Origin of the sequence: Thalassolituus pacificus, from assembly GCF_025318105.1 — a bacterium.
GTDB lineage: Bacteria > Pseudomonadota > Gammaproteobacteria > Pseudomonadales > Oceanobacteraceae > Venatoribacter > Venatoribacter pacificus.
Genome location: NZ_JAOANI010000019.1, coordinates 239,846 through 265,242, shown reverse-complemented (window position 1 = coordinate 265,242; position 25,397 = coordinate 239,846). Strand labels below are relative to the sequence as shown.

The 25,397-nt window shown below is 52.2% G+C and carries 26 protein-coding genes and 2 pseudogenes; 16 read left to right on the top strand and 12 right to left on the bottom strand.

The window, feature by feature from the left end; all coding sequences use genetic code 11:
• Positions 1 to 21: 21 nt before the first annotated feature.
• Together NYR02_RS19615 and NYR02_RS19610 are read right to left on the bottom strand one after the other, a co-directional pair.
• A pseudogene (locus NYR02_RS19615) lies at positions 22 to 1,581 on the bottom strand (DNA translocase FtsK); the annotation flags it as partial.
• A 594-nt stretch (positions 1,582 to 2,175) separates the two neighbouring features.
• Positions 2,176 to 2,577: pseudogene (locus NYR02_RS19610) on the bottom strand (DNA translocase FtsK 4TM domain-containing protein); the annotation flags it as partial.
• 172 nt (positions 2,578 to 2,749) lie between these two features.
• Between NYR02_RS19610 and aat the strand changes: the two are divergent.
• The 3 genes from aat (at position 2,750) to infA (ending at position 4,465) form a co-directional block, all read left to right on the top strand.
• Entirely contained in the window at positions 2,750 to 3,445 is a 696-nt protein-coding gene (aat, locus tag NYR02_RS11815) for a leucyl/phenylalanyl-tRNA--protein transferase (RefSeq protein WP_260976561.1), read from the top strand.
• A complete protein-coding gene (locus NYR02_RS11810; protein WP_260976560.1) occupies positions 3,442 to 4,146 on the top strand; it encodes an arginyltransferase in 705 nt (234 codons plus the stop codon). The genes aat and NYR02_RS11810 overlap by 4 nt, the downstream gene beginning before the upstream one ends.
• A gap of 100 nt (positions 4,147 to 4,246) precedes the next feature.
• A complete protein-coding gene (gene infA, locus NYR02_RS11805; protein WP_028292799.1) occupies positions 4,247 to 4,465 on the top strand; it encodes a translation initiation factor IF-1 in 219 nt (72 codons plus the stop codon).
• Between the two features lie 28 nt (positions 4,466 to 4,493).
• Here the strand turns inward: infA and clpA are convergent, their stop codons facing one another.
• Positions 4,494 to 6,752 carry an ATP-dependent Clp protease ATP-binding subunit ClpA gene (gene clpA / locus NYR02_RS11800; protein WP_260976559.1) on the bottom strand — a complete coding sequence of 753 codons (2,259 nt, stop codon included), beginning with the start codon at positions 6,750 to 6,752 and terminating at the stop codon, positions 4,494 to 4,496.
• Positions 6,753 to 6,767: 15 nt separating this feature from the next.
• Positions 6,768 to 7,127: an ATP-dependent Clp protease adapter ClpS gene (gene clpS, locus NYR02_RS11795; RefSeq protein WP_260976778.1), complete on the bottom strand. Its 360-nt coding sequence runs from the start codon at positions 7,125 to 7,127 to the stop codon at positions 6,768 to 6,770.
• A gap of 246 nt (positions 7,128 to 7,373) precedes the next feature.
• Between clpS and cspD the strand changes: the two genes are divergently transcribed.
• On the top strand, positions 7,374 to 7,646 hold the full coding sequence (gene cspD / locus NYR02_RS11790) for a cold shock domain-containing protein CspD (RefSeq protein ID WP_270049605.1): 273 nt from the start codon (positions 7,374 to 7,376) through the stop codon (positions 7,644 to 7,646).
• Positions 7,647 to 7,721: 75 nt separating this feature from the next.
• On the opposite strand, the gene NYR02_RS11785 is transcribed toward cspD, so the two are convergent.
• Positions 7,722 to 9,956, bottom strand: coding sequence for an NADP-dependent isocitrate dehydrogenase (locus NYR02_RS11785; RefSeq protein ID WP_260976558.1), 2,235 nt, complete (start codon positions 9,954 to 9,956; stop codon positions 7,722 to 7,724).
• Between the two features lie 264 nt (positions 9,957 to 10,220).
• On the opposite strand from NYR02_RS11785, the gene NYR02_RS11780 reads away from it, so the two are divergent.
• The 5 genes from NYR02_RS11780 to dusA are packed head-to-tail and all read left to right on the top strand — an operon-like array spanning position 10,221 to position 14,101.
• Positions 10,221 to 10,853 carry a pseudouridine synthase gene (locus NYR02_RS11780; protein ID WP_260976557.1) on the top strand — a complete coding sequence of 211 codons (633 nt, stop codon included), beginning with the start codon at positions 10,221 to 10,223 and terminating at the stop codon, positions 10,851 to 10,853.
• Positions 10,854 to 10,912: 59 nt separating this feature from the next.
• Positions 10,913 to 11,362 (top strand): NUDIX hydrolase, encoded by a 450-nt coding sequence (locus NYR02_RS11775; protein ID WP_260976556.1) that lies wholly within the window; start codon positions 10,913 to 10,915, stop codon positions 11,360 to 11,362.
• Positions 11,363 to 11,364: 2 nt separating this feature from the next.
• Entirely contained in the window at positions 11,365 to 12,462 is a 1,098-nt protein-coding gene (gene mnmA / locus NYR02_RS11770; protein WP_260976555.1) for a tRNA 2-thiouridine(34) synthase MnmA, read from the top strand.
• A complete protein-coding gene (gene hflD, locus NYR02_RS11765) occupies positions 12,459 to 13,109 on the top strand; it encodes a high frequency lysogenization protein HflD (RefSeq protein WP_260976554.1) in 651 nt (216 codons plus the stop codon). Before mnmA ends, hflD begins: the two co-directional genes overlap by 4 nt.
• Positions 13,106 to 14,101, top strand: a complete 996-nt coding sequence (gene dusA, locus NYR02_RS11760; protein WP_260976553.1) for a tRNA dihydrouridine(20/20a) synthase DusA — start codon at positions 13,106 to 13,108, stop codon at positions 14,099 to 14,101. Before hflD ends, dusA begins: the two co-directional genes overlap by 4 nt.
• An 85-nt stretch (positions 14,102 to 14,186) precedes the next feature.
• On the opposite strand, the gene NYR02_RS11755 is transcribed toward dusA, so the two are convergent.
• Complete coding sequence (locus NYR02_RS11755) at positions 14,187 to 14,525, bottom strand: rhodanese-like domain-containing protein (protein WP_260976552.1); 339 nt, start codon at positions 14,523 to 14,525, stop codon at positions 14,187 to 14,189.
• Between the two features lie 172 nt (positions 14,526 to 14,697).
• Here NYR02_RS11755 and tal point away from each other — a divergent pair, with 172 nt between their 5' ends.
• The 3 genes from tal to NYR02_RS11740 are packed head-to-tail and all read left to right on the top strand — an operon-like array spanning position 14,698 to position 16,936.
• On the top strand, positions 14,698 to 15,648 hold the full coding sequence (tal, locus tag NYR02_RS11750) for a transaldolase (protein WP_260976551.1): 951 nt from the start codon (positions 14,698 to 14,700) through the stop codon (positions 15,646 to 15,648).
• The gene (locus NYR02_RS11745) at positions 15,645 to 16,082 is read left to right on the top strand and encodes a tellurite resistance TerB family protein (RefSeq protein WP_260976550.1); all 438 of its coding nucleotides are present in this window, start codon (positions 15,645 to 15,647) and stop codon (positions 16,080 to 16,082) included. Before tal ends, NYR02_RS11745 begins: the two co-directional genes overlap by 4 nt.
• Positions 16,079 to 16,936 carry a DNA replication terminus site-binding protein gene (locus NYR02_RS11740; RefSeq protein WP_260976549.1) on the top strand — a complete coding sequence of 286 codons (858 nt, stop codon included), beginning with the start codon at positions 16,079 to 16,081 and terminating at the stop codon, positions 16,934 to 16,936. Before NYR02_RS11745 ends, NYR02_RS11740 begins: the two co-directional genes overlap by 4 nt.
• 64 nt (positions 16,937 to 17,000) lie before the next feature.
• Here the strand turns inward: NYR02_RS11740 and sthA are convergent, their stop codons facing one another.
• The 3 genes from sthA to NYR02_RS11725 all read right to left on the bottom strand — a co-directional run bounded on the left by sthA (position 17,001) and on the right by NYR02_RS11725 (position 19,818).
• On the bottom strand, positions 17,001 to 18,392 hold the full coding sequence (gene sthA / locus NYR02_RS11735; protein ID WP_260976548.1) for a Si-specific NAD(P)(+) transhydrogenase: 1,392 nt from the start codon (positions 18,390 to 18,392) through the stop codon (positions 17,001 to 17,003).
• 136 nt (positions 18,393 to 18,528) lie between these two features.
• On the bottom strand, positions 18,529 to 18,762 hold the full coding sequence (nqrM, locus tag NYR02_RS11730; RefSeq protein WP_260976547.1) for a (Na+)-NQR maturation NqrM: 234 nt from the start codon (positions 18,760 to 18,762) through the stop codon (positions 18,529 to 18,531).
• Positions 18,763 to 18,780: 18 nt separating this feature from the next.
• Positions 18,781 to 19,818, bottom strand: coding sequence for an FAD:protein FMN transferase (locus NYR02_RS11725; protein ID WP_260976546.1), 1,038 nt, complete (start codon positions 19,816 to 19,818; stop codon positions 18,781 to 18,783).
• 218 nt (positions 19,819 to 20,036) lie between these two features.
• Here NYR02_RS11725 and NYR02_RS11720 point away from each other — a divergent pair, with 218 nt between their 5' ends.
• Entirely contained in the window at positions 20,037 to 20,378 is a 342-nt protein-coding gene (locus tag NYR02_RS11720) for an ArsR/SmtB family transcription factor (RefSeq protein ID WP_260976545.1), read from the top strand.
• Between the two features lie 16 nt (positions 20,379 to 20,394).
• Here NYR02_RS11720 and NYR02_RS11715 read toward each other — a convergent pair whose 3' ends face one another.
• Positions 20,395 to 21,324: a DUF4062 domain-containing protein gene (locus NYR02_RS11715; RefSeq protein WP_260976544.1), complete on the bottom strand. Its 930-nt coding sequence runs from the start codon at positions 21,322 to 21,324 to the stop codon at positions 20,395 to 20,397.
• 63 nt (positions 21,325 to 21,387) lie between these two features.
• Positions 21,388 to 22,326: an AEC family transporter gene (locus NYR02_RS11710; RefSeq protein ID WP_260976543.1), complete on the bottom strand. Its 939-nt coding sequence runs from the start codon at positions 22,324 to 22,326 to the stop codon at positions 21,388 to 21,390.
• Positions 22,327 to 22,376: 50 nt separating this feature from the next.
• On the opposite strand from NYR02_RS11710, the gene NYR02_RS11705 reads away from it, so the two are divergent.
• Genes NYR02_RS11705 through NYR02_RS11695 form a run of 3 tightly spaced genes read left to right on the top strand, consistent with a single transcriptional unit; the run spans position 22,377 to position 24,627 of the window.
• The gene (locus tag NYR02_RS11705) at positions 22,377 to 22,892 is read left to right on the top strand and encodes a hypothetical protein (protein WP_260976542.1); all 516 of its coding nucleotides are present in this window, start codon (positions 22,377 to 22,379) and stop codon (positions 22,890 to 22,892) included.
• Positions 22,892 to 23,980, top strand: coding sequence for a class I SAM-dependent methyltransferase (locus NYR02_RS11700; protein WP_260976541.1), 1,089 nt, complete (start codon positions 22,892 to 22,894; stop codon positions 23,978 to 23,980). The genes NYR02_RS11705 and NYR02_RS11700 overlap by 1 nt, the downstream gene beginning before the upstream one ends.
• 20 nt (positions 23,981 to 24,000) lie before the next feature.
• Positions 24,001 to 24,627, top strand: coding sequence for an IMPACT family protein (locus NYR02_RS11695; RefSeq protein WP_260976540.1), 627 nt, complete (start codon positions 24,001 to 24,003; stop codon positions 24,625 to 24,627).
• 1 nt (position 24,628) lies between these two features.
• Here the strand turns inward: NYR02_RS11695 and NYR02_RS11690 are convergent, their stop codons facing one another.
• Complete coding sequence (locus NYR02_RS11690; RefSeq protein WP_260976539.1) at positions 24,629 to 24,994, bottom strand: hypothetical protein; 366 nt, start codon at positions 24,992 to 24,994, stop codon at positions 24,629 to 24,631.
• Positions 24,995 to 25,397: the final 403 nt, after the last annotated feature.

The following is a 25,397-nucleotide window of genomic DNA, read 5'->3' as shown; positions in this document are numbered from 1 at the left end:
GTACTTCAAAATAAACCTCAATTAATAATTCGGTGGCGCACTGGCCAATACTTCGCGGGAGCCATTATGCGCAGGCGAAGAGACAACGCCAGCGGCTTCCATGGTTTCAACCAGACGGGCGGCGCGATTATATCCGATGCGCAGCTTGCGCTGCACAGAGGAAATGGAGCATTTTCCGCTTTCGGTCACAAAGGCAACGGCCTGATCATACAGATCGTCTTTTTCATCACCGCCTTCAAGCGAAAATGCACCATTGCCGTCGTCATCACTGCTGGTGATTTCTTCAATGTAATTCGGCTCCCCACGCAGCTTCCATTCCGCCACCAGTCGATGTACTTCATCATCGTCCACAAATGCGCCGTGCACCCGCTCCGGCAAGGCATTCCCCGGTGGCATATAGAGCATGTCGCCGTGGCCGAGCAGCTGCTCGGCCCCGCCCTGATCAAGAATGGTGCGCGAGTCGATTTTCGATGACACCTGAAATGCGATTCGGGTGGGAACGTTGGCTTTAATTAAGCCGGTAATAACATCCACCGACGGACGCTGGGTTGCCAGAATCATATGAATACCCGCGGCCCTGGCTTTCTGGGCGATACGCGCAATAAGCTCTTCAACTTTTTTACCGACCATCATCATCATGTCGGCAAATTCGTCGATCACGATCACGATATAAGGCAGAGGTTCAAGCACTGGCGGCGTGGTCTCAAAGGATTTATCAATCTGCCATAAAGGATCCGTGAGCGGCTGCCCGGCTTCGATCGCGTCACGGACTTTCTTGTTGTAACCGGCCAGATTGCGCACACCCATAGCGGCCATCAACATGTAGCGCCGCTCCATTTCGGCAACAGACCAACGCAAGCCATTTGCAGCTTCTTTCATATCGGTGATGACCGGTGTGAGTAAGTGCGGAATGCCTTCATACACGGAAAGCTCAAGCATCTTAGGATCAACCAGAATCAAGCGCAGATCATCAGGTGTCGACTTGAACAGCAAGCTCAGCAGCATGGCATTAACCCCCACCGACTTACCGGAGCCGGTGGTACCAGCCACTAGCAGGTGAGGCATTTTCGCCAGGTCGGTAATGATCGGATTGCCACCGATATCATGACCAAGCGCCAGCGTCAGTGGCGATTTGGAACGGTCATATTCCTCTGATGACAGCACTTCAGACAGTGACACCACCGCGCGGTCTTCGTTCGGAACCTCAATCCCCATGACCGACTTGCCGGGAATAACTTCCACCACACGAACACTGATCATCGCCATAGAGCGCGCCAGATCGCGGGCAAGATTGGATATTTTACTGGCCTTAACACCCGGTGCGGGCTGAATTTCGAAACGGGTAATCACCGGACCCGGCGCCACAGCAGTCACTTCGATTTTTACGCCGAAATCGGCCAGTTTCTGCACCAGTAATTTCGACATTTCTTGCAGGCGTTCAGGTGAGAATCCACTTTTCTGATCGTTGCGTGGTGGATCCAGCAAAGCAATGGATGGCAGAGGCTGGTCATTGTTAAACAGCGTGCCCTGCAGGTCGCGCTTGGCGCGCTCACTGGGACGGCTTTCTTTGCGCGCCAGAGGCTCAATCGGAATAATCGCTTCAGCAGGCGCGGACATTACCGGTTCGTTCTGTGCTAACGGCTCGTCTTCCCACGGCGGAATATCGCTCACCGCTTTCGGGCTTTGCGCTGTATTCTTCTGCAATTTTTCCTGCAAAACAGGAGGCTGCTGTTCTGCAGCCGGATTGTGCCGTACAGAGGCTGCGCGGGAATTGTCTGCAGACCTGCTGTCAGCAGGAGCATCGGCGTAGTCATCAGCGGTTGCGGTCAAGGCATCGAGATCACTGAGCCAAGGTTCTTCAGCTCCGGTGTCAGCGGTCAGGTCGTTATCAACGCGACTGAAAAACCGGTCAAAACCCGCGACTTCCGGTCCGGCTTTATTTTCATCCGCGCTGGATGACGCTTTTTTAGCCGATGATTTTCTGGCCGCATCCTTAACGGCCACTTGCGGCTCATCTTCTGCATCGCGCATTGGCTGAGTATCAGCTTCGTCCGCTGCTGCCTGACGATTTTCACGCCGCTGCACAGCCTGTTGGCGAAGATTCAGCAACCAACCGCCCAAACGATCAAATAAATGCAGCCAAGAGAACTCCAGAAATAACATCAGACCCAAAGCCAGACCGGCCGTAAAAATGATCGCTGAGCCCGTAAAGCTGAACAACGGTAAAAAACCACTGACGATCACGTTGCCGATAATGCCGCCAGACCCAGCTGGCAGCCCTTCACCATGCCAGATGCTCATTTCCGCCAGCGCACAGAGCATGCTGACGGACAGAACAATGCCGACAGAACGTAGCATCCAGACCCGGCCACCTGGCCGCGGCGCTTTACGAAACAGCAGCCACAGTTTGGTCATAACCAGCAGCGGCAGTGCAAATGCAAGATAGCCGAGCCCATGAAACAAGAGATCAGCGATCACCGCGCCAATACGCCCAGCGGAATTATGGGTCGCCCCTTCACCGGCTGCCGACCAGGCCAGATCGCTGGGGGTATATGAAAACAGGGCAAGCAGCAGCAACAGACTGACCAGTGTCAGCAGCAAAAAAATAGCATCATGCCGACGCTGCCAGCGGCCAACAATGGCGGAATCCGGTGTTGTCTCTGGCTGAAAACCTGCTTCAGACGTATCCTTTGGCAAAATACCCTTCCCGTTACCCTAATTCAGAGGCGAAGTTTACCACGGGTTTATCATGATTGATTGGCTAGATGAAGTCCTGCCGCCGGTATTTCCGGCCACATCAAAAGCACTGACCGAGCCCAACGGATTGCTGGCCGCTGGCGGCCAGGTAAGTCCCCTGTGGGCAGACAGCGCATACCGCAAAGGCATCTTCCCCTGGAACGATCCCAGTGAGGCCCGGCTGTGGTGGAGCCCTGCCCCACGCGCGGTAATCACACCGGAAAGCTTTCACCTGCCACGTACCGTGCGCAAGCTGCTGCGCCGGGAAACATTAAACATCAGTACCAACATGGCTTTTGATGCCGTCATTCAAGCCTGCGCTCAGCCGCGTGATTATGAAAGCGGCACCTGGATCAGCGATGAGATCATCGACTGCTACAGCCGCCTGCAGCGTGCCGGGCGGGCATTCAGCGTAGAGTGCTGGAGTAGCGACGGCGATTTGTGCGGCGGTTTTTATGGCTTAACCATCGGCAGCGCCGTGTTCGGAGAGTCAATGTTTTCACGCCGCAGCAATGCATCAAAGCTGGCGTTTGCAACTGCCGCTCCGGTGCTGTTTAACGCCGGCGTCCGGCTGATTGATTGCCAGATGAAAACTGACCATCTTGGCCAGTTCGGCTTGATTGAACTGGACAGAACCGCCTTTGAATCAGCCCTGCGCGATGCAACCGGACACACTTTGCAGCTAACACTGCCAGGCTGGCTGTCATGAAGAAAATTATGCTGTTTCAGCCCCCCGAAACCCATACATGCAGCTATCTGGAAGAGCAGCAGTCACGCAGTTTATACGTCGACCCGCACGCAGAGCTGGACAATGAAACTCTGACACTGCTGAGCCAGAACGGTTTCCGCCGTAGCGGACGATTACTGTACCGGCCCGACTGCCCGAGCTGTTCCGCCTGCATTCCGGTACGCCTGCGGGTCGCCGACTTCACGCCATCGCGCAGCCAGCGACGCATCATCAATAAAAACACCGACATTGAATTGCAGATACAAGCGCCAAGTGACAGCGATGAGCTATACCGCCTGTTTGAGCAGTACATCAACACCCAGCACGCCGATGGTGATATGTATCCGCCAAGTCGCCGTCAATACCGCGACTTTCTGGTGAGCGATTTCGGCACAACACGCTTGATGACGGCGCGCCTGCAAGGCGAGCTGGTGGCCTGTATGGTTTTTGATCAGCTGCAGGATGGACTGTCGGCCGTTTATTGCTTTTACAGCGATCAGTGGCCGCAGCGATCGCTCGGTACCTTTATGATCCTGAGGCTCAGCCAACTTTGCCTGGCGAATAAACGGCCATTCAATTATCTGGGGTATCTGGTGAGCGGATGCCGAAAAATGAATTACAAGCGCCAATTTATGCCGCTGGAGGCCTACCAAAACGGTCAATGGCTTCTCTGGAATGACTGAGCGCCACCACCAATGACGCCATATACGGATAGCGCTTTGCTTATTGTTGAAATTTAAGGCAGAATGCGCCCGCGTTGTGCAAGGTCTAAACAGGTGACGAATGGCAAAAGATGATCACATTGAAATGGAAGGTGAAGTAATCGACACGCTTCCAAATACGATGTTCCGGGTAAAGCTGGAGAACGGGCACGTTGTGACTGCTCATATTTCAGGAAAGATGCGTAAGAATTACATCCGCATTCTGACAGGCGACAAGGTGAAAGTAGAATTAACACCTTACGATTTAAGTAAAGGTCGTATCACCTACCGGGCACGCTGATGCCAACATGCCCGACAGGTGACAGCAATCAGGCTGGCACCTCCTCGGGTACTGTAAGAACCAACTCTCCGTCCTCAACCAGAATATCCACTTCCCCACCCTGAGCAAGCTCGCCGAATAAAATCTTCTCGGCCAGTGGTTTCTTAACTTTATCCTGCACCAGACGGCCCATCGGACGAGCACCCATACGCTCATCATAACCATGCTCAGCCAACCAGTGGCGTGCGTCATCATCGACGTTCAGCAGTACGCGCTTATCGTCTAACTGACCCTGCAGTTCTGCCAGGAATTTATCCACAACATGGAGAATGGTATCGCGCGACAGGGGCGAGAACTGAATAATACTGTCAATCCGGTTACGGAATTCCGGAGTGAACGTTTTTTTCAGCGCTTCCATTCCATCCGTGCTGTGATCCTGGAAGGTAAAGCCAATACTTGAACGGCTCATCTGCTCGGCACCGGCATTCGTTGTCATAATCAGAATGACATTACGAAAATCGGTTTTGCGTCCGTTATTATCCGTCAGTGTGCCATGATCCATGACCTGCAGAAGAATATTAAAAACTTCAGGATGCGCTTTCTCGATTTCATCCAGCAACAACACACAGTGAGGATTTTTATTGATCGCCTCAGTCAGCAGGCCGCCCTGGTCATAACCCACATAACCCGGAGGCGCACCAATTAATCGGGAAACGGTGTGTCGCTCCATATATTCGGACATATCAAAGCGAATTAATTCCATCCCCATCACATTGGCAAGCTGTCGTGAGACCTCGGTTTTACCCACACCGGTAGGACCGGAAAACAGGAATGAACCGATTGGTTTTTGCGGGGAATTAAGACCCGCACGCGACATTTTAATCGCCGTAGAAAGTGTCTGGATAGCTTCGTCCTGCCCAAAAACCACCATCGACAATTTATCTTCCAACTTAAACAGAAGCTCTTTATCTGAAGCTGATACTGTTTTCGGCGGAATACGTGCAATCGCCGCAATTACCTGCTCAATCTCGGTTACGCCAATCACTTTTTTGCGTTTATTGGCTGGCAATAAATGCTGCAGAGCACCGACTTCATCAATAACATCGATCGCTTTATCCGGCAGATTGCGGTCGGTGATATACCGCTCAGACAATTCTGCGGCGGCTCTGAGTGCTTTATCCGTGTAGCGGATATTGTGATGTTCTTCAAAGCGGGACTTCAGCCCTTTCAGAATTTTATAGGTATCTTCAACCGAAGGCTGAGCAACATCGATTTTCTGGAAGCGACGGGTCAGTGCACTGTCTTTTTCAAAAATTCCACGGAATTCTGTAAATGTCGTAGAGCCTACGCAACGAATTTCACCAGAGCTAAGTAATGGCTTCAGTAAATTACTGGCATCCATCACACCACCCGATGCAGCACCCGCACCGATGATCGTGTGAATCTCGTCAATGAATAAAATACCGTGCGGCTGCTTCTTAAGCTCAGCCAGCAGTGCTTTAAAACGTTTTTCAAAATCGCCACGGTATTTGGTACCGGCAAGCAGTGCTCCCATATCCAGGCTGTAAACAACAGCGTCCTGAATTACATCAGGCACATCATGATCAACAATACGTTTAGCCAGACCTTCAACAATAGCCGTTTTGCCCACACCGGAATCACCCACCAAAAGCGGATTGTTTTTACGGCGACGGGCCAGTGTTTGCACCAGACGACTGACTTCATAATCACGACCGATCAATGGGTCGATTTTACCTTCGCGAGCCAGACGATTGAGGTTGGTTGCGTACCCTTCGAGTGCACTTTTACTGCTGTTGTCAGCTTCATCTTCTGATCCTTCCGATAAATGATCAGAAGATTCTTCCGGGCCAGACACTTTGGATATGCCATGCGAGATGTAATTCACGACATCAATGCGGGCAATATTTTGCTGCTTCAGGAAATAAACAGCCTGGCTTTCCTGTTCGGAGAATATCGCGACCAGGACGTTAGCTCCTGTTACTTCAGATTTTCCGGATGATTGCACATGAAAAACCGCACGCTGAAGTACGCGCTGGAATCCCAGTGTTGGCTGCGTTTCGCGCTCACCATCGTGCTCCGGAATCAGTGGCGTCGTAGAGTCGACAAATTCCTGCAACTCTTTACGCAGCTTGATGATGTCTGCACCGCACGCTTCGAGTACAGAAGCCGCCGCCTCATTATCCAACAAGGCCAGAAGCAAGTGTTCTACCGTCATAAACTCATGACGTTTCGAGCGAGCATCCTTAAATGCATCATTCAGTGTTTGCTCTAACTCTCGGTTCAGCATATTGCCTCCTAACCTTCAGTCATCTGCCGGAGAAATTTCACACATCAACGGATGCTGACAATCTCTTGCATATTGATTCACTACTGCCGCTTTAGTTTCCGCTACATCTTTCGTATATACCGCGCAAACTGCACTGCCTTTGGTATGAACCGTTAACATTATCTGTGTCGCCTGTTCAGGCGTTTTACTGAAAAAACTCTGCAGCACCTCAACGACAAACTCCATGGGTGTGTAGTCATCATTCATCATAACCACACAATACATAGGGGGCTTTTTGAGTGCCGGCTTAGCCGTTTCAACAGCCACCCCACCGTTATCGTCGGAATACTGATCTTGTGCTTGTAAGTTTAGTTGAGAATCAAAGATGTGGTGCATAGCCTGATAGAATCGTTGCATTTTGCAGGCATGATAACGCTCTGCCCTCCACACCTCTACCACGGGGACGTTTACGGGGTGTTATTTGTTAAATGCGGGCGGCACAGACAATAACAAGTGCGGAAGCTAACAAAGTGCATTCCCGGACGCTTGACGCTCTGTTTTTGTGGGGTTAGTGTGTTATTCAGCCATGGGTAGTAAGCCAAAGCTTATTTCAGTCGAAGGGCATGCAGGGGAGGCATAATAATGAAAACAGGGAAGGTAAAGTGGTTTAATAATGCAAAAGGGTATGGCTTCATTCTGGCGGATGACAGCAACGAAGATCTTTTTGCGCATTACTCTACGATCCAGATGGATGGCTACCGAACACTGAAAGCGGGTCAGGCTGTTCAGTTCGATACCAAGCCCAGCGATAAAGGCACACACGCCATTAATATCCGCGCACTGGACAGTGATAGCCTAGCCACTGCCGACAATGAAACTTCTGATGAAAGGACGCTTAGCGCAGAAGGCGCCTGACCTTCCGGCAAAGTACCGCCAAAGAATAAGCATAAAAAAACCGCCTTTCGGCGGTTTTTTTATGCTTATCACGCCTTAACAGGAGTGACCATCAATAGCAGCATTCAATGTTGCACTTGGGCGCATGGCTTTTTCAGCCAGAGATGGCACCGGACGATAGTAACCGCCGATTTCCACCTTATTGCCCTGCACTGCTGATAATTCAGCCATGATCGCTGCTTCGTTATCACTTAACGTCTTAGCCAGCGGGGCAAAACACTTCTGCAGGTCTGCATCTTTGTCTTGTGCAGCCAGTGCCTGAGCCCAATACAGCGCCAGGTAAAAATGACTGCCACGGTTATCAATCTCACCCACTTTGCGGGATGGCGATTTGTTGTTATCCAACACCAACCCAGTGGCCAGATCGAGAGTTTCAGCCAGCACATGCGCTTTATCATTGCTGGTCGCATGGCCCAGATGCTCAAGTGACGCCGACAACGCCATAAACTCGCCCAGCGAATCCCAGCGTAAGAAGTCTTCTTCCAGCAACTGCTGAACATGCTTAGGTGCCGAACCGCCAGCACCGGTTTCAAACAGACCACCACCCGCCATCAGCGGTACGATTGACAGCATTTTCGCGCTGGTACCTAACTCCATAATCGGGAACAGGTCTGTCAGATAATCACGCAGGACGTTCCCGGTGACAGAAATAGTATCTTTTCCGTCCTTCAGGCGCTGCAGCGTTACGCGGGTTGCATCTTCCGGCGTCATAATGCTGATATCAAGACCAGCAGTATCGTGCTGCGCGAGGTACTTTTCGACCTTAACAATCAGTTGTGCATCGTGGGCACGATTTTTATCCAGCCAAAAAATAGCCGGAGTATCGCTCAGGCGGGCACGGGTTACCGCCAGCTTCACCCAATCCTGAATCGGTGCATCTTTGGCCTGACACATACGCCAGATATCGCCCTCTTCAACGGTATGTTCGAGCAATACCGCACCATCAGCGTCCACGACCTGAACTTTGCCATCGGCTGGAATTTCAAAGGTCTTGTCGTGTGAACCGTACTCTTCAGCTTTCTGTGCCATCAGGCCAACGTTAGGCACGCTGCCCATTGTGCGCGGATCGAAGGCACCATTTTTCTTACAGAAGTTAATGGTTTCCTGATAGACACCGGCATAGCAACGATCAGGAATCAGTGCTTTGGTATCCTGCAGGCCGCCCTCTTTATCCCAGAACTTGCCAGAGGCGCGAATCATCGCGGGCATAGAAGCATCCACAATCACGTCATTTGGCACGTGTAAGTTGGTAATGCCTTTATCTGAGTTCACCATGCCTAACTGCGGACGCTTGCTGTAACAGGCCTGAATATCGGCCTCAATAGCAGCACGCTGATCATCCGGCAGGCGACGCAACTTCCACAGCAGATCGGCCATACCATTGTTTGGATTAATGCCCAATTCATCGAACACGGTGGCATACTTTTCAAACACATCAGAGAAAAATACCGATACCGCATGCCCAAAAATGATCGGGTCCGATACTTTCATCATGGTTGCTTTCAGATGCACCGACAGCAATACCCCCTGCTGGCGCGCGTCTTCAAATTCACGGGCGAAAAACTCACGCAGTGCTTTACGGCTCATGACGGACGCGTCAATCACTTCATCTGCCAGCAATGGCAGCTTGGCTTTCAGAATCGTTTTCTCACCATTACTGGCGGTAAATTCAATACGGGCATCGGTTGCAGATGGCATCGTGATCGATTTTTCACTGCCGTAAAAATCACCATGATCCATGTGAGCAACATGGGTTTTAGAATCCGCAGACCATTCGCCCATGCTGTGTGGATTGTTACGCGCATACTGTTTAACAGATGCAGGTGCACGACGGTCTGAGTTACCTTCGCGCAGTACCGGGTTAACGGCACTGCCCTTAATTTTGTCATAACGACGCTTGGCTTCTTTCTCTTCGTCGGTTTCAGGCTCTTCCAGGTAACGTGGAACCTTAAAGCCTTTGGCTTTCAGTTCTTTGATCGCATCGATCAGCTGCGGTACAGACGCACTGATATTCGGCAGCTTGATGATGTTCGCTTCAGGACGATTCGCCAGCGCACCCAGCTCGGCCAAATCATCAGACTGACGCTGATCTTCACTCAGGTATTCCGGAAATGCCGCAAGAATACGGCCAGCCAGTGAAATATCGCGGGTTTCTACAGCAATACCAGCAGACTGAGTAAATGCCTTAACGATCGGAAGCAGAGAGTACGTCGCCAGTGCCGGGGCTTCATCGGTCTCTGTATAAATGATCTTTGGGGTATCGGTGGACATTATTACTCCTATCGCATGGTAGCTGATTGCTGTTTCGCATGAGGCTTAACAGGCAGGTAGCTTTTGGCCACCACATTTCCTGTACAATAAAGCCTCCGGTTCGGGATCTGTCCTGCTTATGCTGGGACAGTCAACCGCATCGGTGCCGGGGATTAGTTCCGGCGACTCATAGAGTCCGGGGCGGTAATTTGTAGTTTTTCTACAAAAAATGCAAGCTAGACGAAAGAATAAGTAGTTTTCTTACAGAACCAACCAGACAAAGCCATGGCCACCCTGATACTTCTTAACAAGCCTTTTAACGTCCTTTCTCAGTTTAGTGACTCTGAAGGCCGCTGCACGCTTAAGGCGCATATTGACCTACCCGGCGTTTACCCCGCCGGCCGCCTGGATTACGACTCCGAAGGCCTGTTGCTGCTGACCGATAATGGTCAACTTCAAGCCCGTATTGCCGATCCACAACATAAAATGGAAAAAACCTACTGGGTTCAGGTCGAAGGGACGCCGGACGAATCTGCACTGGAGACTTTACGCAAAGGCGTAACACTTAAAGATGGCCCAACCCGACCGGCAATCGTCTGTATTATTGATGAGCCGGCATTGTGGCCGCGCAATCCGCCGATCCGTTATCGGGTAAACGATGAAACCTGCTGGCTTGAGATCCGTATCCGCGAAGGACGTAACCGCCAGGTAAGAAGAATGACCGCCCATATCGGCCATCCAACCCTGCGACTGGTACGCGTCCGTATAGGCACCTGGTCGTTAGATGGACTGCAACCGGGTGAATACCGAAGTGAAACCCTTCATATGCCGACAGCGGCGACAGAAAGGAAGAGCCCATCAGCCAAATCGCGCCCATCGGGTGATCGCCGTTTAAAACAAAAACGTCGCCCGCGTTAATTTGAGAAAAGCCCCCGCTTTCAGGTAAACTCGCCGCCCCTTTTTCGTCAGGATGTCTCATGTCTGAGCGCTGGACCCCACATGCCACTGTCGCCACCATCGTCGAACACGAAGGCCGCTTCCTTATGGTTGAGGAAATCAGTCTTGGGCTGCAGGTGATTAATCAACCCGCCGGACATATAGAAGAAGGTGAAACCATTGTCGCCGCGGCCCGTCGTGAAACGCTGGAAGAAACCGGCTGGCTGGTCGAGCCTGAAGGGTTGGTTGGTCTGTATACTTACACGGCTCCGGCCAACCAGGTGACTTACCACCGTTATTGCCTGTTTGCCAAAGCCTTGAATGCAGTAGACGGTGCCGTGCTGGATGACGGTATTATTGGCCCTCGCTGGCTGACCATTGATGAGCTGCGCGTAAGCACTCAGCTTCGCAGCCCGATGGTACTGACCTGTATTGAGGATTATCTCGCCGGGAAGCGTTACCCTCTGGACGTTATTGTAGAGCACCCTTAACCATGAAAACGCCTTCTGAAACCAAAGTCATTGTCGGCATGTCCGGTGGCGTCGACTCCTCTGTATCCGCGTATCTGCTGCTTGAACAGGGCTATCAGGTGGAAGGTCTGTTCATGAAGAACTGGGACGAAGACGACGGCACAGAATACTGCACCGCCAAAGATGATCTGGCCGACGCCCAACAGGTGTGTGACACCCTGGGTATCAAGCTGCATCAGGCGAATTTTGCAGCAGAATACTGGGACAATGTGTTCGAATACTTCCTCAACGAATACAAAGCCGGACGCACCCCTAATCCGGATATTCTTTGTAACCGTGAAATCAAGTTCAAAGCCTTTCTTGATTACGCCAAAGTGCTGGGAGCCGATCTGATCGCCACCGGCCATTATGTGCGCCGTCTCGATAAGGATGGCCAGACCTATCTGCTCAAAGGTTTGGATGGCAATAAAGATCAGAGCTACTTCCTGCATGCGGTTGGTGACGCAGAAATCCGTCAGACCCTGTTTCCGGTGGGTGAGCTGGAGAAGCCGGAAGTCCGCTGCATTGCTGAAGAGCAAGGGCTGGTCACCGCCAGCAAGAAAGACTCCACCGGCATCTGCTTTATCGGCGAGCGCCGATTCAGTGATTTCCTTAAGCAGTATCTACCGGCACAACCCGGTCGCATCGAAACCGACAAAGGCGAAGACATTGGCGAGCATCAGGGGTTGATGTATCACACTCTGGGGCAGCGTCAGGGCTTAGGCATTGGCGGCCTGGCCGGTTATCCGGACGAACCCTGGTTTGTTGCCGGTAAAGACCTCGAACGGAACGTCCTGATTGCCGTGCAGGGTAAAAACCACCCTCTGCTGTTTAAGGATTGGCTGACCACTGAGCAGGTATTCTGGGTCAATAACGAACCAGAACTGCCCCTGCGTTGCACGGCCAAAGTGCGCTACCGCCAGGAAGACCAGCCCTGCCTGATTGAGCGTGACGGCAAGCAATACCGCATCACGTTTGACACCCCACAGCGCGCTATTACGCCGGGCCAGTCCGTGGTGTTTTATCTCGGTGAGGCCTGCCTTGGTGGCGGTGTTATTGAACAGACCGGTGACAATGAATGATGCTTTCCCGCAACGAAGAACAAACCATCGCTCTCGCCGCCGTAGTTCAGGCCGCTGCACTGGTTGAACAACTGGCCCGTACCGGTGACATTGCCAACGATTCATCAGAACCGTTACTGCGCGCCTTGTTTATTCAGTCGCCGCAAAACTTCAGCGACGTTTATGGCAACCCAAACACCCATCTGAATGTGGGTCTGAATCATCTTGGCACCATGCTGAACCGATCCATGCAAGGGGTTAACCCCGACGTCACCCGTTATGCTCTGAGCCTGCTGCACCTTGAACGCAAGCTGCGCCAGAAGCCTGGCATGATGGCGGCACTGGGGGATGGCATTCAAAGCGCATCACGTCAGGCAGATCATTTTTCCGTCGGCCACGAAAATACCGTGGCGGCGCTGGCCGGACTGTACAAGCAAACGCTGAGTAATCTCAGCTTCCGCATTCATGTGACCGGCAATCCAACCCATCTGCAGAATGCACACACCGCAAACCGCGTACGCGCCCTGCTGCTGGCCGGTATCCGCGGAGCCATTCTGTGGCGTCAGGTTGGCGGCAAACGCTGGCACCTGCTGATAAACCGCAGCCGCTATCTGAAAGCCTGCACCACCCTGCTGCAAAACCCTGCGGACAACGATCACCAGCCATGACCAGAAAACACATTGACCGAACCTTTACCACCGCCCCGATGATGGAATGGTCCGATCGCCATTGCCGTCACTTCTGGCGTCAACTGACACGCCACGCCGTGCTGTACACTGAAATGGTCACCACTGGCGCGCTGATTCATGGTAACCGCGAGCGTTTTCTGGAATATAACGACAGCGAACACCCCATTGCCCTGCAATTGGGCGGCAGCAATCCGGAAGCGCTTGGCCAGTGCGCGCGCTTTGCCGAAGAATGGGGCTATGACGAAGTTAACCTGAATGTGGGCTGTCCCAGCGACCGGGTGCAGAACAATATGATTGGCGCCTGCCTGATGGCCCATCCGCAGCTGGTGGCTGACTGCGTTAAGGCCATGAAAGATGCAACCAGCATTGATGTCACGGTCAAACACCGCATTGGTATCGATGATCAGGACAGCTACGAGCAGCTGCGCGATTTCGTCGGCACCGTCGCCGATGCCGGCTGTGAGACCTTTATTGTGCACGCGCGTAAAGCCATTCTGCAGGGCCTGTCACCGAAGGAAAACCGCGAGATACCGCCGCTGAAATACGACACCGTCTTTCGTTTAAAACAGGAATTTCCGCAGCTGGAGATTCTGATCAACGGCGGCATCACCACCCACGAGCAAATTGCAGAACTGATGCCCCATGTTGATGGTGTGATGCTCGGGCGCGAGGCTTACCACAACCCGTCGGTTCTGGCCGAAGTGGATCAGCGCTATTACGCCGCAGCGTCAGAACACAGCGAAAGCCCAGCGGTCATTGATAAAGCCGCCATCGTGCGCAGCCTCTACCCTTATATCGAAGAGCAACTGAGCAAAGGCGCAACACTGCACCATATCAGCCGCCATACCCTTGGTCTGTTTAATGGTCAGCCTGGCGCGCGTCTGTACCGTCGCCACCTGAGTGAGCAGGCACCGAAGCGTACTTCCGGCGTTGAAGTGCTTGAGCAGGCACTGGCGCTGATGGGTTATTAATCCTCAGCGCCGATAAGGAACCGCAACAAGGAACCACAACCAGCAGACCTCAGTAAGCAGACTACCGTGGCCGGAGGCTTAGTACTTAGTCTGCAGCCTTCACTTTTTTGTCCATCTCCGCTTTCAGGCGTAACGCATCGCCTAAACCACCAACATTGGTAACACGGGTGTAGCCAAGCTCCAGCAGCGCATCGCGGGCAATGCCGGCACGACGACCAGACTTACAGTACACATAGATATCAGCCTCTTTATCCAGCTTCAGCTTGCCAATATTTCCGGCAATTTGCTGATGGGGAATATGATGCGCAACCCCCACATGGCCCGCGTTAAATTCATCTGCGGTACGCACATCAATCCAGACCGACTCACCCGCCAGTGCAACCATGCTTAACAACCACAATGCTGCGGTGTAGAAAATTTTCATAAAGCATTCCCCAAGTGTTTGTATTGAAATGATTTTTTAACAGAGAAAGCGCCGGCCTGCATTGACCTTCCCCTGCCATTGCGACACTCTACTAAGTCTTCGTACAAACTTCAGCAAAGCCTGCCCCAACAATGGCTCTGCTACCGCTAAATAAAGACTTTGGATTATCCCCATGAGCAAATTGGACGCACTGAGAGCCATGACCGTTGTCGTTGCCGACACCGGTGATATTGATGCCATCCGTCAGCACAAACCGCAGGATGCCACCACCAATCCGTCACTGATTCTCAAAGCCGCTGAGCTGCCAGCGTATCAGGCACTGATCCGGCAATCGCTGGAATGGGCCAAAACGGTTAACAACAGCGACAGCCTGATCGTTAATGCCTGCGACAAGCTGGCGGTGGCGATTGGCTGCGAAATTCTCAGTATTATTCCGGGTCTGGTCTCAACCGAAGTGGATGCGCGCTTGTCGTTCGACAGCGCCGCCACTGTCGCCAAAGCGCGTAAGCTGATTCAGATGTATGCCGACGCCGGCATCGGCCGTGACCGCATTCTGATTAAAATTGCCTCCACCTGGGAAGGCATTCAGGCGGCCCGCACATTGGAGCAGGAAGGCATTCACTGCAATCTGACCCTGCTGTTTAACTTCAGCCAGGCCGTGGCCTGCGCCGAAGCCGGTGCCACTCTCATCTCGCCTTTTGTTGGCCGCATTCTCGATTGGCATAAAGCCAATAAGCCTGACGGCGATTACCGCGGCAAAGCAGACCCCGGCGTTATGTCAGTCAGCCAGATTTACAACCACTACAAAGTACACGGTTACAAGACCGTCGTTATGGGTGCAAGCTTCCGCAACATCGGTGAAGTAGAAGCACTCGCCGGTTGCGATAAGCTGACCATCAGCCCTGACCTGCTGAGTGAACTCAGTGCCGCGCAAGACGAACTGCCGCAACAGCTGGATGACCGCAAGGCTCAATCTGACATTGCCAAACACAGCGTTAATGAAGCTCAATTCCGCTGGGCAATGAATGAAGATGCGATGGCTACCGAAAAGTTAGCCGATGGCATTCGCCGCTTTGCCGCCGACCAACAATTACTCGAACAACGACTGAGCCAAATGCTGTGATAGAACGTCTGCTGAGCCTGTTCCGTGACGAGACTAAGCGTCCTGAACCTCACCACATCAACCTTGCCTGTGCGGCATTACTGGCCGAAGTGATGCGCGCCGACCATGAGGTCGATGCGCAAGAGGAACAAGCGTTGGCGCAGGTTCTGCAAAATTTATTTGGACTCAGCGTCGCCGAGTCTGCGGATCTGCTTCGCGATGCTCTGCAACGCGTTGAAAAAGCCAGTGATCTTTTTCAATTTACCGCGGTAATTAATCAGCAACTGGATGCAGCCGGTAAATTCCGTTTAATGCGTGGATTGTGGCAAGTGGCATACAGCAGCAACGGCCTTGATAAATATGAAGAACATATCATCCGTCGTATTGCCGAACTGCTTTACATTCCCCACAGCGAATTTATCCGCGCCAAGCTGGAAGCCCGGAACGCACAGTGATCAGTGACTTAACAACCGAGTTTGATCAGCTGGTCAAGCGGCTGGAAAAACTGCGCACAGTGTTGCTGCAAGAGCAACCGGCGCTGTGGATACCGCTGAATACGATTGAGCAGCAAGCCACCACTCAGCGCCAGTTCCTGGCTGATCTTATTTGCGATCTCTGGTACCGTGATGGCCAGGACGGCCGGGAAACCCGCAGCCGTCATGGACTGGTCATGGCCAATGCTGACTTATGCGAGCACATTAAAGACATTAATCAGCAAAAAGATCGCTTCCGCCAGGCGGTACAGCAAGCTCGCGCTGAGCTGATCACTGACGATTGGCAACAGCACTACACCCAGCTCGGGCAGCGCCATGCTTCACTCCGTGAATCACTGACCTTTGCCGGCCTTAAGCGCGTGCATTTGAAACAATGCTTCCGGCATATTCCGTTGCTGGAACTCTGTCCGAAAAAGGTTGGTTTCAGCTGGTACGTTAATGGACGCAGTATTAAAAAAATCAGCGTTGCGCAAGCGCAGGAAATGTTACTGGAACTGGGTGAAGAAAAATCTCATATCCAGGTGCAATTAAAAAAACTGGCGCATTTATCAGAACACCTGCAACTGGCACAAATCCAGACACTGGCACCGGTTGTCCGCGCCAATTTAGTTTTTGATCCGGCATCGGCCATAAAACGCAAAGCCATGAATCTTGCCCTGCCATTATTTATTCCGGGTGAAAGCGCACAGCTGCCGGTATTTAATGAAATATCATCCGAGCCGCCGGTTGGACGTACGCGCCAACAACGTGGCGACCAAAAAATCAGTGCCGAACCATTTTTACCCAGCCTGCGCATTCATACCTACCGTGCATAAATGCAAGCCAATAAAAAAGCCGCTGAAGCGGCTTTTTTATTGCTCTGACAATGCATCCTGGCGCTTACAGGCGGTTCAAGCCATTCAGCGCAGCCACCCGATAAGCTTCCGCCATGGTCGGATAGTTAAAGGTGGTATTGACAAAATACTTCAGTGAATTCCCTTCGCCTTTCTGGCTCATAATGGCCTGACCAATGTGTACAATTTCGGCTGCCTGATCACCAAAGCAATGAATACCCAGAATTTCCAGTGTCTGGCGATGAAACAGGATCTTCAGCATGCCGACACCTTCCGCAGTAATCTGTGCCCGCGCCAGGTTTTTAAAGAATGCCTGGCCAACTTCATAAGGAATTTTTTCTTCCGTTAGCTGACGCTCGGTTTTACCAACGGAGCTGATCTCCGGAATGGTGTAAATACCGGTCGGCACTGAATCAACAAAGCGGAAGTCCTGCGGAGAGGCAATAATCGCCGCCGCTGCCCGCCCCTGATCGTAAGCGGCAGATGCCAGTGACGGCCAGCCGATCACATCGCCAACGGCATAAATATTATCAACGGCCGTACGGTACTCACGATCAACGTCAATCTGGCCACGACTGTTGGGCTTAAGGCCAACATTTTCCAGCCCCAAACCTTTGGTATTACCACTGCGCCCGGCGGCCCAGAGGAATGCATCGGCTTTCACTTTTTTGCCGGAGGCCATAACCATCGTAACGTAGCGATCATTCCCCTCAACCGAATCAAACTGTTCGTTATGACGAATTAATGCGCCTTTATCGCGCAGGTGATAACTGAGCGCGTCGGAAATTTCGTCATCCAGGAAATTCAGCAGGCGGTCACCCGGGTGTATTAAATCAACCTTGACACCCAGGCCGGAAAAAATAGATGCATACTCACAACCAATAACTCCGGCACCATAAATAATAATGGTTTGCGGAGTGTGTTCGAGTTGCAGAATGGTGTCCGAGTCATAAATGCGCGGGTGGGTAAAATCAATATTATCCGGACGCCATGGGCTCGATCCTGTAGCGATCACCACTTCCTTTGCATGCAGGCGGGTATTGCTCATACTGCCATGATAAACATCAATGGTATTAGCATCAGCAAATTGCGCCATACCGGTGTAAACCGTAATCCGGTTGCGACCATAAAACTCGGTACGCAGCTTAACCTGCTTAGCAATAACCCGTTCAGCACTTTTCAGGACGCGCGGAAATGAAAACCAGCGCGGCTCACCAATTTCACGAAACATTGGATTGGTATTGAACTGAATGATTTGCTTTACCGCATGACGCAAGGCTTTGGAAGGAATGGTGCCCCAGTGAGTACAATTCCCACCGACCATGTTTTTATCCTCGACGACCGCCACCTTCTTGCCTTTTTTGGCGGCGTTCATTGCGGCACCTTCCCCAGCGGGACCTGCGCCAATAACAACGACGTCGTAGTGATAATCTGCCATGCCTGTTTACTCCATCATTCCGTCGGATTTCCGGTATTACGCTACCGGTTAAAGTGTGTGCAGAGCTGTATTCAACAGCCTGCAGCCGCCATCATAGACAGCTGTTATTGTAGGTTAAAATACTTATTCCGCATGATTAGCGCTTAGTCGCATCGTAGAAGTCAGCCTGAGATGACTGCTCAGCCGCCTGCTTGCTTTCTTTTTCACATTTATTTTTATCGCCACCACAAACATCGCACGCGCCATCCATACCAATAGCGCTCATGCCGCCACAGGAACCACTGATGGGCTTACGTCCCAGCAGCACACCAACAGCCATAGCGGCCACGATCATCAGCATCACGGCGAATGCAATCATTATTGTTAACATAGTCAGTTCCTCGAAAAATCAGTGTTCGGCCGATTGGTAATGTGGAAATTGCTGGCGAAAGCGACTGGACGCCAATTCGTGAAACCCCTGATCGTCACGCACAATCATAAAGACAGCCAGGTTTTCCTGTTCAGCCAGTTGCATACCGACTTCCGGACCGGCCACATTTAAGGCCGTAGCCCAACCATCCGCCAGGCCGGAAGAGTCGTTCACGACCGTCACCGATGCCAGACGATGCACAATCGGCCGCCCGGTAAATGGATTAATGGTATGAGAATAGCGCACGCCATTTTCTTCGAAATAATTGCGGTAATCACCTGATGTAGCCACCGCCGACTCGCCAGGCTCAATCACCAGCTCGACTCCCCGTTCACCCGGTATCGCACCAGGGCGTTCAATAGCGATGCGCCAGAGTTTTCCATCCGGCTTCTGACCGGATGTCCGTACCTCTCCACCCACTTCAATCATAAAGTGGGTAATCCCTCGCTGGCGCAGAAGATCGGCCAGTTCATCCACCGCCCAGCCTTTGGCAATGGCCGATAAATCAATGTACAACGGCTTTTGCAATCGTACAGAAGAGATTGAGGGGTTTAACTCTATCGCTTCGGCACCGATTTCAGTAAGGGCTTGGGCAATGGCTTCCGCGCTGGGTGCTTCGTCAACCGCTGGGGTCGGCCCAAAACCCCAGAGATTAACCAAAGGGCCGACCGTAACATCAAACAGGCCACGACTCTTGCGATGAATACCGGTCGCATCATTGATCACATCAAAGAGATCCTGTGACACCGCAATCCAGCCGTCTTCCGCCACTGGCAAGCGACCCTGATTTAACTTCGATAACTCAGAATCCGGGTCATACGTCGACATACTGCGGTTGATTTCGACCAGTCGCTGATCCACCTGAGCCTGTACATCTGAAGCAACGCCCGGGTCCTGCCCAACCCAAAGAATGTGATAAGAAGTGCCCATCGTCGGACCACTGATACGGATGATTTCGTCCGTTGGCTGCGAACAACCCGCCAGTAATACCAGCAGCAAAACAACAAGATTACGCATAGAAGCCCCCATAAATACTGGCCGCAGTATACCGATTGTCGCACCCGCTTGCATGATCGCACCGTGGAAAATACATTTCTTTGCCTGCTGCCCCTGAGCGCAGAACTAATAACAAAACAGAATAACCATAGAAATAATCATTACACAGAATGACTACATAGTTATATTTTCAGTATCGTAATTGATTTAAAATCCTTCCGAACCCCGGAGAGAGCGATATGCAAGAAGTAATGTCAGATGAAATGCTGGAGCTGATAGCCCAGCGCTTCCGACTTCTGTCGGACCCAATGCGCCTGAAAATTCTGCATCAGCTGCAGGGGGGGGAGAAATCCGTGAGCGAACTGGTTGAAGCAACCAGCGCATCACAGCCCAACGTATCAAAGCACCTGTCGACACTGCGCACACACGGACTCGTTCGCCGGCGTCAGGAAGGCAACATGGCCTATTTCAGTATCGGCGCACCCTTTATTTTTGATGTCTGCAATACCGTTTGCGACAGCATGAAAAGCGAATGGGAGCAGCGTAACTCGTTACTCGGCCAGTTCAACAGTCAGCCATAAAATCACTGCGTGCCGGTCAGGCTTTGGACACATCCGCCAGAGCCTTCCACACTGCGCGCACACCTTCCCCGCTGGCCGCAACAAAACCCAGGCCCTGCCACTGTTTTAATACCTGCTGAAACTGACCACGACTGATGCGGATATCGTCCACCGCATGCGCCTGGGCATTGCGCTTCAGCAGTTGCGACTTCACCGTTCCCGCCACCACACTTTCCAGCTGCGCGCGCAAGCGGTCTTCACTGGCCCCCGCTTTGAGCAATGGCATAGCCCCTTGCAACAACTGATCAAGACGCACTGGCAAAAGCACTTCTTCCTGAGAAAGATTGCCACCCTGATAAACCTTGGCCGCAATCTGCAGATTCACCACCTGACGGCTGAGATTAAGACGTTGGCGTGCCGATAAAGGCTCTGCCGTTTCTTTGTTGGCTTCCGCCGCCATCGGCATGGCCGGTGTTTTGCTGACACCCGCAGGCACCCAGCCTGGCCCCAGAGTCAGCATCGAGCTGGATAAAGAGGCCCGCACATGGGACATAAGCTCTTCCCGCAGATGCCAAAGCTTATAAGCAGATTGCTGTGCAACAATCCGATGAAAGCCCGCAAGACGACGCTGATCTTCTGTCAGGTTTTTTTCTGGCAGGGTATTTTTAATAAACGCCAACGTCGGCTTATTTAACGATTTGGCGTGTACAAATTCACGATGCAGATAACTGATGCCCGTCGGCGCCATAGGGCCATAATCATCGCCCAGCAACAGAATAAAAAGGTCAGCGCTTTCTATTTGCGCGCGAACCAGATTCCAGTCATAAGGGCCGGCATCTTCGCGGCAGGCAAAACCGACGTTGACCATACCATGACGGGCAAGCTGCCTTTGTACTTCATAACGTTCCAGATCCAGACCCAGAGAATTTGAGGCCAGATAGACCAGATAGCGTTTATCTACAGGCATTGAGCTCACCGACAGCGATTCCCTTTATTTGGCAAAGCAATTTGAATTGTTCTTGAACGTCAACTATACCAGCGGCAAAAGACTGAGGACATAGACAAATCCACTGACCGTCAGCACAGAGCCTATTGTTGTCAATGCAATGGCATTAGCCGTTAACTCCGCATCAGCCCCCATACTCTTGGCCATAACAAAAGCCGCCGCTGCCGTTGGACTGGCAAACATCAGACAGATAACCCCCAGCTCGACCGAGCGAAATCCGCACCACCAGGCCGCAACAGCAATCATAACAGGCAATACCAGTAACTTTAGTGTAACGATATGCAACACTGCTGCATTTCCCTGGCGCATAGTGCTGAAGCTGAGAGAGCCACCCACACCGATTAATGCCAAAGGTAAGGTCATCGCTGCCAGAGAATTCCCCACCCGCAGCGCCACTTCCGGCAGTGCCCAGTGAAACAGACTGAATGGTACGGCCAGGGCAATGGCAATAATTAACGGGTTCGACAAAACCAGGCGCAGTTGAGCCAGCCATTGCACCTGTTGATGTTGCGCCAGAAAAAAGACCGCCATCAGATTATAAAGCGGCGTAATAACAGCCAGCAGCAGAGCCCCCAATACACCGCCCTCGCGCCCGTAGGCATTCAGACATAACGCCAGGCCAATAATACCCAGATTACTGCGAAAGGAAGCCTGCACAAACGCACCGCGCTGTGCAGAAGAAAGCGCCAGTCTGCGCGCCCAAAAGGCAGACAAACCCGCCGCCAGAACAGCGGCCAGCAGCACAAAAATAATCAGGGGTGAGTAACGCGCAATATCCAGTTGCGAACGCGCTATCGCCATAAACATCAGTACCGGCAGCGCGATATTGAACACCAGCCTGGATGAAGTGGCGATAAACGCCTCGTCTATCATACGCCGTCGGCGTAACACCAGACCCAGCAGTACCAGAATAAAAATGGGGAGGGTTGTTTCCAGGGTAAACAGCAGCGACGGCCAATACATAAGCGATCCTGTTGAAATTGAGCCAGTGACCGGCCAGCGCAGGACAAACAGTGCCAGCGGCAAACGGAGCGCCACCTTACGCCTTGCACAAAAAAAGTAAATCCGCATTACAAGCCCACAGCACCTGCGCTAAAATGACCGGCTATGCACCTCGCAGTATGATTCCGATGACCCGCATCAAGAAAAACCGCTCTCTTAAGCGTATTCACAAAGTAAAAACCGGCAGCATTTCCAAACTGAAGCGCGAAGCCGGTGGCGACCGCCAAAACACCAAACGACTGAAAGGCCGCAAAACGCTGTCAGTGTTTGAAAAATTTCTGCTCGAAAACCCTGAAGCCAAACAAGCACTTGTCCAGCCTGCTGTCAGCTCAGACAAACCGGCGGCCAGCGCGGTAAAAAAAGACGCCGAGAAGAAAGAAGTCGCCCAAAAGCAAGACGGCAAGAAGCAAGACACCCGTGTTAAAGCCAAAGGTGACACGGCAACGGAACAACCTGAAGAGCGGACCGAACGCAGCAAAACCCTGCTTGAGCAGCTCGACAGCAAAGATTTCGATAACTTCTACTGATGCCAGTCTGGGAAAAAACCGGGCTGACTCTGTCCTGTCATCCTGTCGTCCCTGAGCATGTCGCCCTGCCCTGGGATGCCGCCGATGATTATCTGCTCAGCCACGCAAGCACACAAAATACGCTGACCATTAATGACCGCCACGGCGCACTGAGCTGCGCCCTGAGTAATCGGGCTACTACAGTCATTAACTGGCACGACAGCGCTTGCGCCTGCGAAGCGACCCGCCGCAACCACCAGAGTAACCAGCTCGCACTCGATGCCGGTCAGCTCATTCTCAGCGAAGAACAGATTCCGGCGTCAACCCGACAGGTTCTGATCAAGCTGCCGAAAAATCTGGAACAGCTTAAATTCTGGCTGCAATGTTGCCGCGAACGCCTGCCGGCCGATACGCGCTACCTCCTGGCTGGCATGGTCAAACATATACCGGTCAGCTGGCTTAACTGGCTGGAAAAGGAGGCCGCCACCTATCGACAGGAGCAGGTGGTGCGCAAGGCACGCTTACTGGAGCTGACGTTCACGCCGAAGCCGGTAAGCGAAGATCACTGGAACGGCTATCAAACCGACAGCGGCCTTACCCTGTCCGGCCTGCCCGGTGTTTTTTCCCGCCAGCAGCATGATATTGGCAGTCGTGTGTTACTCGAACACACCGACCTGCCTTTCTGTGGCAAGGTGTGCGATCTGGGTTGTGGCAATGGATTACTCGGCCTGACACTGAAGCAGGCACATCCGCAGCTGGATGTTACTCTGACCGATGATTCCTGGCTCGCCGTCCGTTCCGCCCAACATAATGCCCGGCAGAATCAGCTGGATGTCAGTGTTCGCCACGGCGACATACTGACAGCCGTCCATGAAACGCAGGACTGGATTGTCTGCAACCCGCCCTTTCATGATGGCCACAAACAGCTGACTAACATTGCCGAGCGGATGTTTGAACAAAGTGCCAAAGCACTCGTCAGTGGCGGACACTTGCTGGTTATTGCCAACCGCCATCTTCCTTATGCCGGTAAGTTACGGCGATTGTTCCAAACCGTTGAGGTACTGTCGGCCGATAGCCGCTTCTCGCTGTACCTTTGCCAAAAGCGTTAATCCAGGTCACCTCTGACGCTATGCGGCAACCGTTAATCAGCCTGCAGACTGAAACCGAAGAAAAGCGCAGCCGCTTTATCAGCCGGATTGCTCCAGTGGATTGCGAACAATCAGTCCGTGACCTGCTGGCCCTGGCGTGGCTGCAACATCCTAAAGCCAGCCATATCTGCTGGGCCTTCCGCTTACAGGCGCACACCACAGACAACACTGACGATGAACGCAACAGCCAGCTGCAAGAGGGCTACTCTGACGATGGCGAACCGTCCGGTACGGCAGGAATGCCCATTCTCAAGCAGCTGCGCCACGACGACCTGGTTAATTGCGTCCTACTGGTTATCCGCTATTACGGCGGTACCAAACTTGGCACTGGCGGCTTACAGCGCGCTTACAGCCGCAGTGCTCAGGAAGTATTAACACAGCTAAGCGATGATCAGTGCGAACACCTTATCCGGCGTGAGCGTATAACCATATTCTGTGATTTTTCAGAAGAAGCTCATATCCGTTATCTGATCGATCGTTACGGGTGCGTATTAATCAGCAGTCAATATGATCAGCGAGGGGTAAACATCGTGGTGGATATTGCAGAGGGGGATAATCGTTTAAAGCAGGACATCCTTGTCCGGGCAGGCGTGTATTTCGACGAATAACTCAGGCCATGCGACTTTTACGGGCCGAACGTGCCTGATCAAGATCAAATACCGGATTCGGTGATAAATGCTCCGATATCAGGCGATATGCATTTTGCTCCAACTCACCAAAACGCACCGTTACCACGCACACGCTTTGCGAAGCACGATGAAATGAATACACACTGCCATGACCACTGATGGTGCAATCACCGGAATGACTGCGGACACTCAGTTCAAGCTCCAGATCTTTATAACGACCGGCGTCATCACGTAAGCGGTCCATTTCGGATAATTGCAATTCACACTGAAAACCCAGCGGGGTAATTTCAATAATATTACCGCGTACTAATATTTCGTCTTTTTCTTTCAATAATACGTTTGCCATGCCAATACACCTGCCAGCTGTACACAAAACAGACAATAGCCCATATCGATTTTTATGCCAAGCCCACAAAAATGCCACTGCGTAATAGCATGTAATGAATTGCGCCTACGCGGCTCATATTGATGTCTTAGCGCCAAATATATAGCGGTATTTATCTGCTGATAACCTCGATTTATACAATATCCATCAATATCCGACCGATAACGTGACCCAGTGCTCATTTATTCCGTAAGCGGCCTTATTTAGGGATATCGCCATTTAAAAGCCCCAAAAAGCCAGATCAAGAACAATGGCGTGATCCGACTAGCCAAGTCCACCCGAAAGCCATCAGCAGTCCAACTTCCACGCTGTCCGGCGGCTATCCGATCCCCTGATGCACACGAAGTTCAATTCCCCCTTACCT

What these genes read in the sequence shown, in the direction of transcription:
- NYR02_RS11715 (WP_260976544.1), bottom strand. Translation starts at nt 21,324, where the DNA reads ATGCCTGTAGATAAACGCTATCTGGTCTATCTGGCCTCAAATTCTCTG.
- hflD (WP_260976554.1), top strand. Translation starts at nt 12,459, where the DNA reads ATGATGCTTTCCCGCAACGAAGAACAAACCATCGCTCTCGCCGCCGTA.
- aat (WP_260976561.1), top strand. Translation starts at nt 2,750, where the DNA reads ATGATTGATTGGCTAGATGAAGTCCTGCCGCCGGTATTTCCGGCCACA.
- NYR02_RS11755 (WP_260976552.1), bottom strand. Translation starts at nt 14,525, where the DNA reads ATGAAAATTTTCTACACCGCAGCATTGTGGTTGTTAAGCATGGTTGCA.
- tal (WP_260976551.1), top strand. Translation starts at nt 14,698, where the DNA reads ATGAGCAAATTGGACGCACTGAGAGCCATGACCGTTGTCGTTGCCGAC.
- dusA (WP_260976553.1), top strand. Translation starts at nt 13,106, where the DNA reads ATGACCAGAAAACACATTGACCGAACCTTTACCACCGCCCCGATGATG.
- sthA (WP_260976548.1), bottom strand. Translation starts at nt 18,392, where the DNA reads ATGGCAGATTATCACTACGACGTCGTTGTTATTGGCGCAGGTCCCGCT.
- NYR02_RS11690 (WP_260976539.1), bottom strand. Translation starts at nt 24,994, where the DNA reads ATGGCAAACGTATTATTGAAAGAAAAAGACGAAATATTAGTACGCGGT.
- NYR02_RS11710 (WP_260976543.1), bottom strand. Translation starts at nt 22,326, where the DNA reads ATGTATTGGCCGTCGCTGCTGTTTACCCTGGAAACAACCCTCCCCATT.
- NYR02_RS11775 (WP_260976556.1), top strand. Translation starts at nt 10,913, where the DNA reads ATGTCTGAGCGCTGGACCCCACATGCCACTGTCGCCACCATCGTCGAA.
- NYR02_RS11695 (WP_260976540.1), top strand. Translation starts at nt 24,001, where the DNA reads ATGCGGCAACCGTTAATCAGCCTGCAGACTGAAACCGAAGAAAAGCGC.
- clpA (WP_260976559.1), bottom strand. Translation starts at nt 6,752, where the DNA reads ATGCTGAACCGAGAGTTAGAGCAAACACTGAATGATGCATTTAAGGAT.
- NYR02_RS11700 (WP_260976541.1), top strand. Translation starts at nt 22,892, where the DNA reads ATGCCAGTCTGGGAAAAAACCGGGCTGACTCTGTCCTGTCATCCTGTC.
- nqrM (WP_260976547.1), bottom strand. Translation starts at nt 18,762, where the DNA reads ATGTTAACAATAATGATTGCATTCGCCGTGATGCTGATGATCGTGGCC.
- mnmA (WP_260976555.1), top strand. Translation starts at nt 11,365, where the DNA reads ATGAAAACGCCTTCTGAAACCAAAGTCATTGTCGGCATGTCCGGTGGC.
- NYR02_RS11780 (WP_260976557.1), top strand. Translation starts at nt 10,221, where the DNA reads ATGGCCACCCTGATACTTCTTAACAAGCCTTTTAACGTCCTTTCTCAG.
- clpS (WP_260976778.1), bottom strand. Translation starts at nt 7,127, where the DNA reads ATGCACCACATCTTTGATTCTCAACTAAACTTACAAGCACAAGATCAG.
- NYR02_RS11785 (WP_260976558.1), bottom strand. Translation starts at nt 9,956, where the DNA reads ATGTCCACCGATACCCCAAAGATCATTTATACAGAGACCGATGAAGCC.
- NYR02_RS11810 (WP_260976560.1), top strand. Translation starts at nt 3,442, where the DNA reads ATGAAGAAAATTATGCTGTTTCAGCCCCCCGAAACCCATACATGCAGC.
- cspD (WP_270049605.1), top strand. Translation starts at nt 7,374, where the DNA reads ATGAAAACAGGGAAGGTAAAGTGGTTTAATAATGCAAAAGGGTATGGC.
- NYR02_RS11725 (WP_260976546.1), bottom strand. Translation starts at nt 19,818, where the DNA reads ATGCGTAATCTTGTTGTTTTGCTGCTGGTATTACTGGCGGGTTGTTCG.
- infA (WP_028292799.1), top strand. Translation starts at nt 4,247, where the DNA reads ATGGCAAAAGATGATCACATTGAAATGGAAGGTGAAGTAATCGACACG.
- NYR02_RS11720 (WP_260976545.1), top strand. Translation starts at nt 20,037, where the DNA reads ATGCAAGAAGTAATGTCAGATGAAATGCTGGAGCTGATAGCCCAGCGC.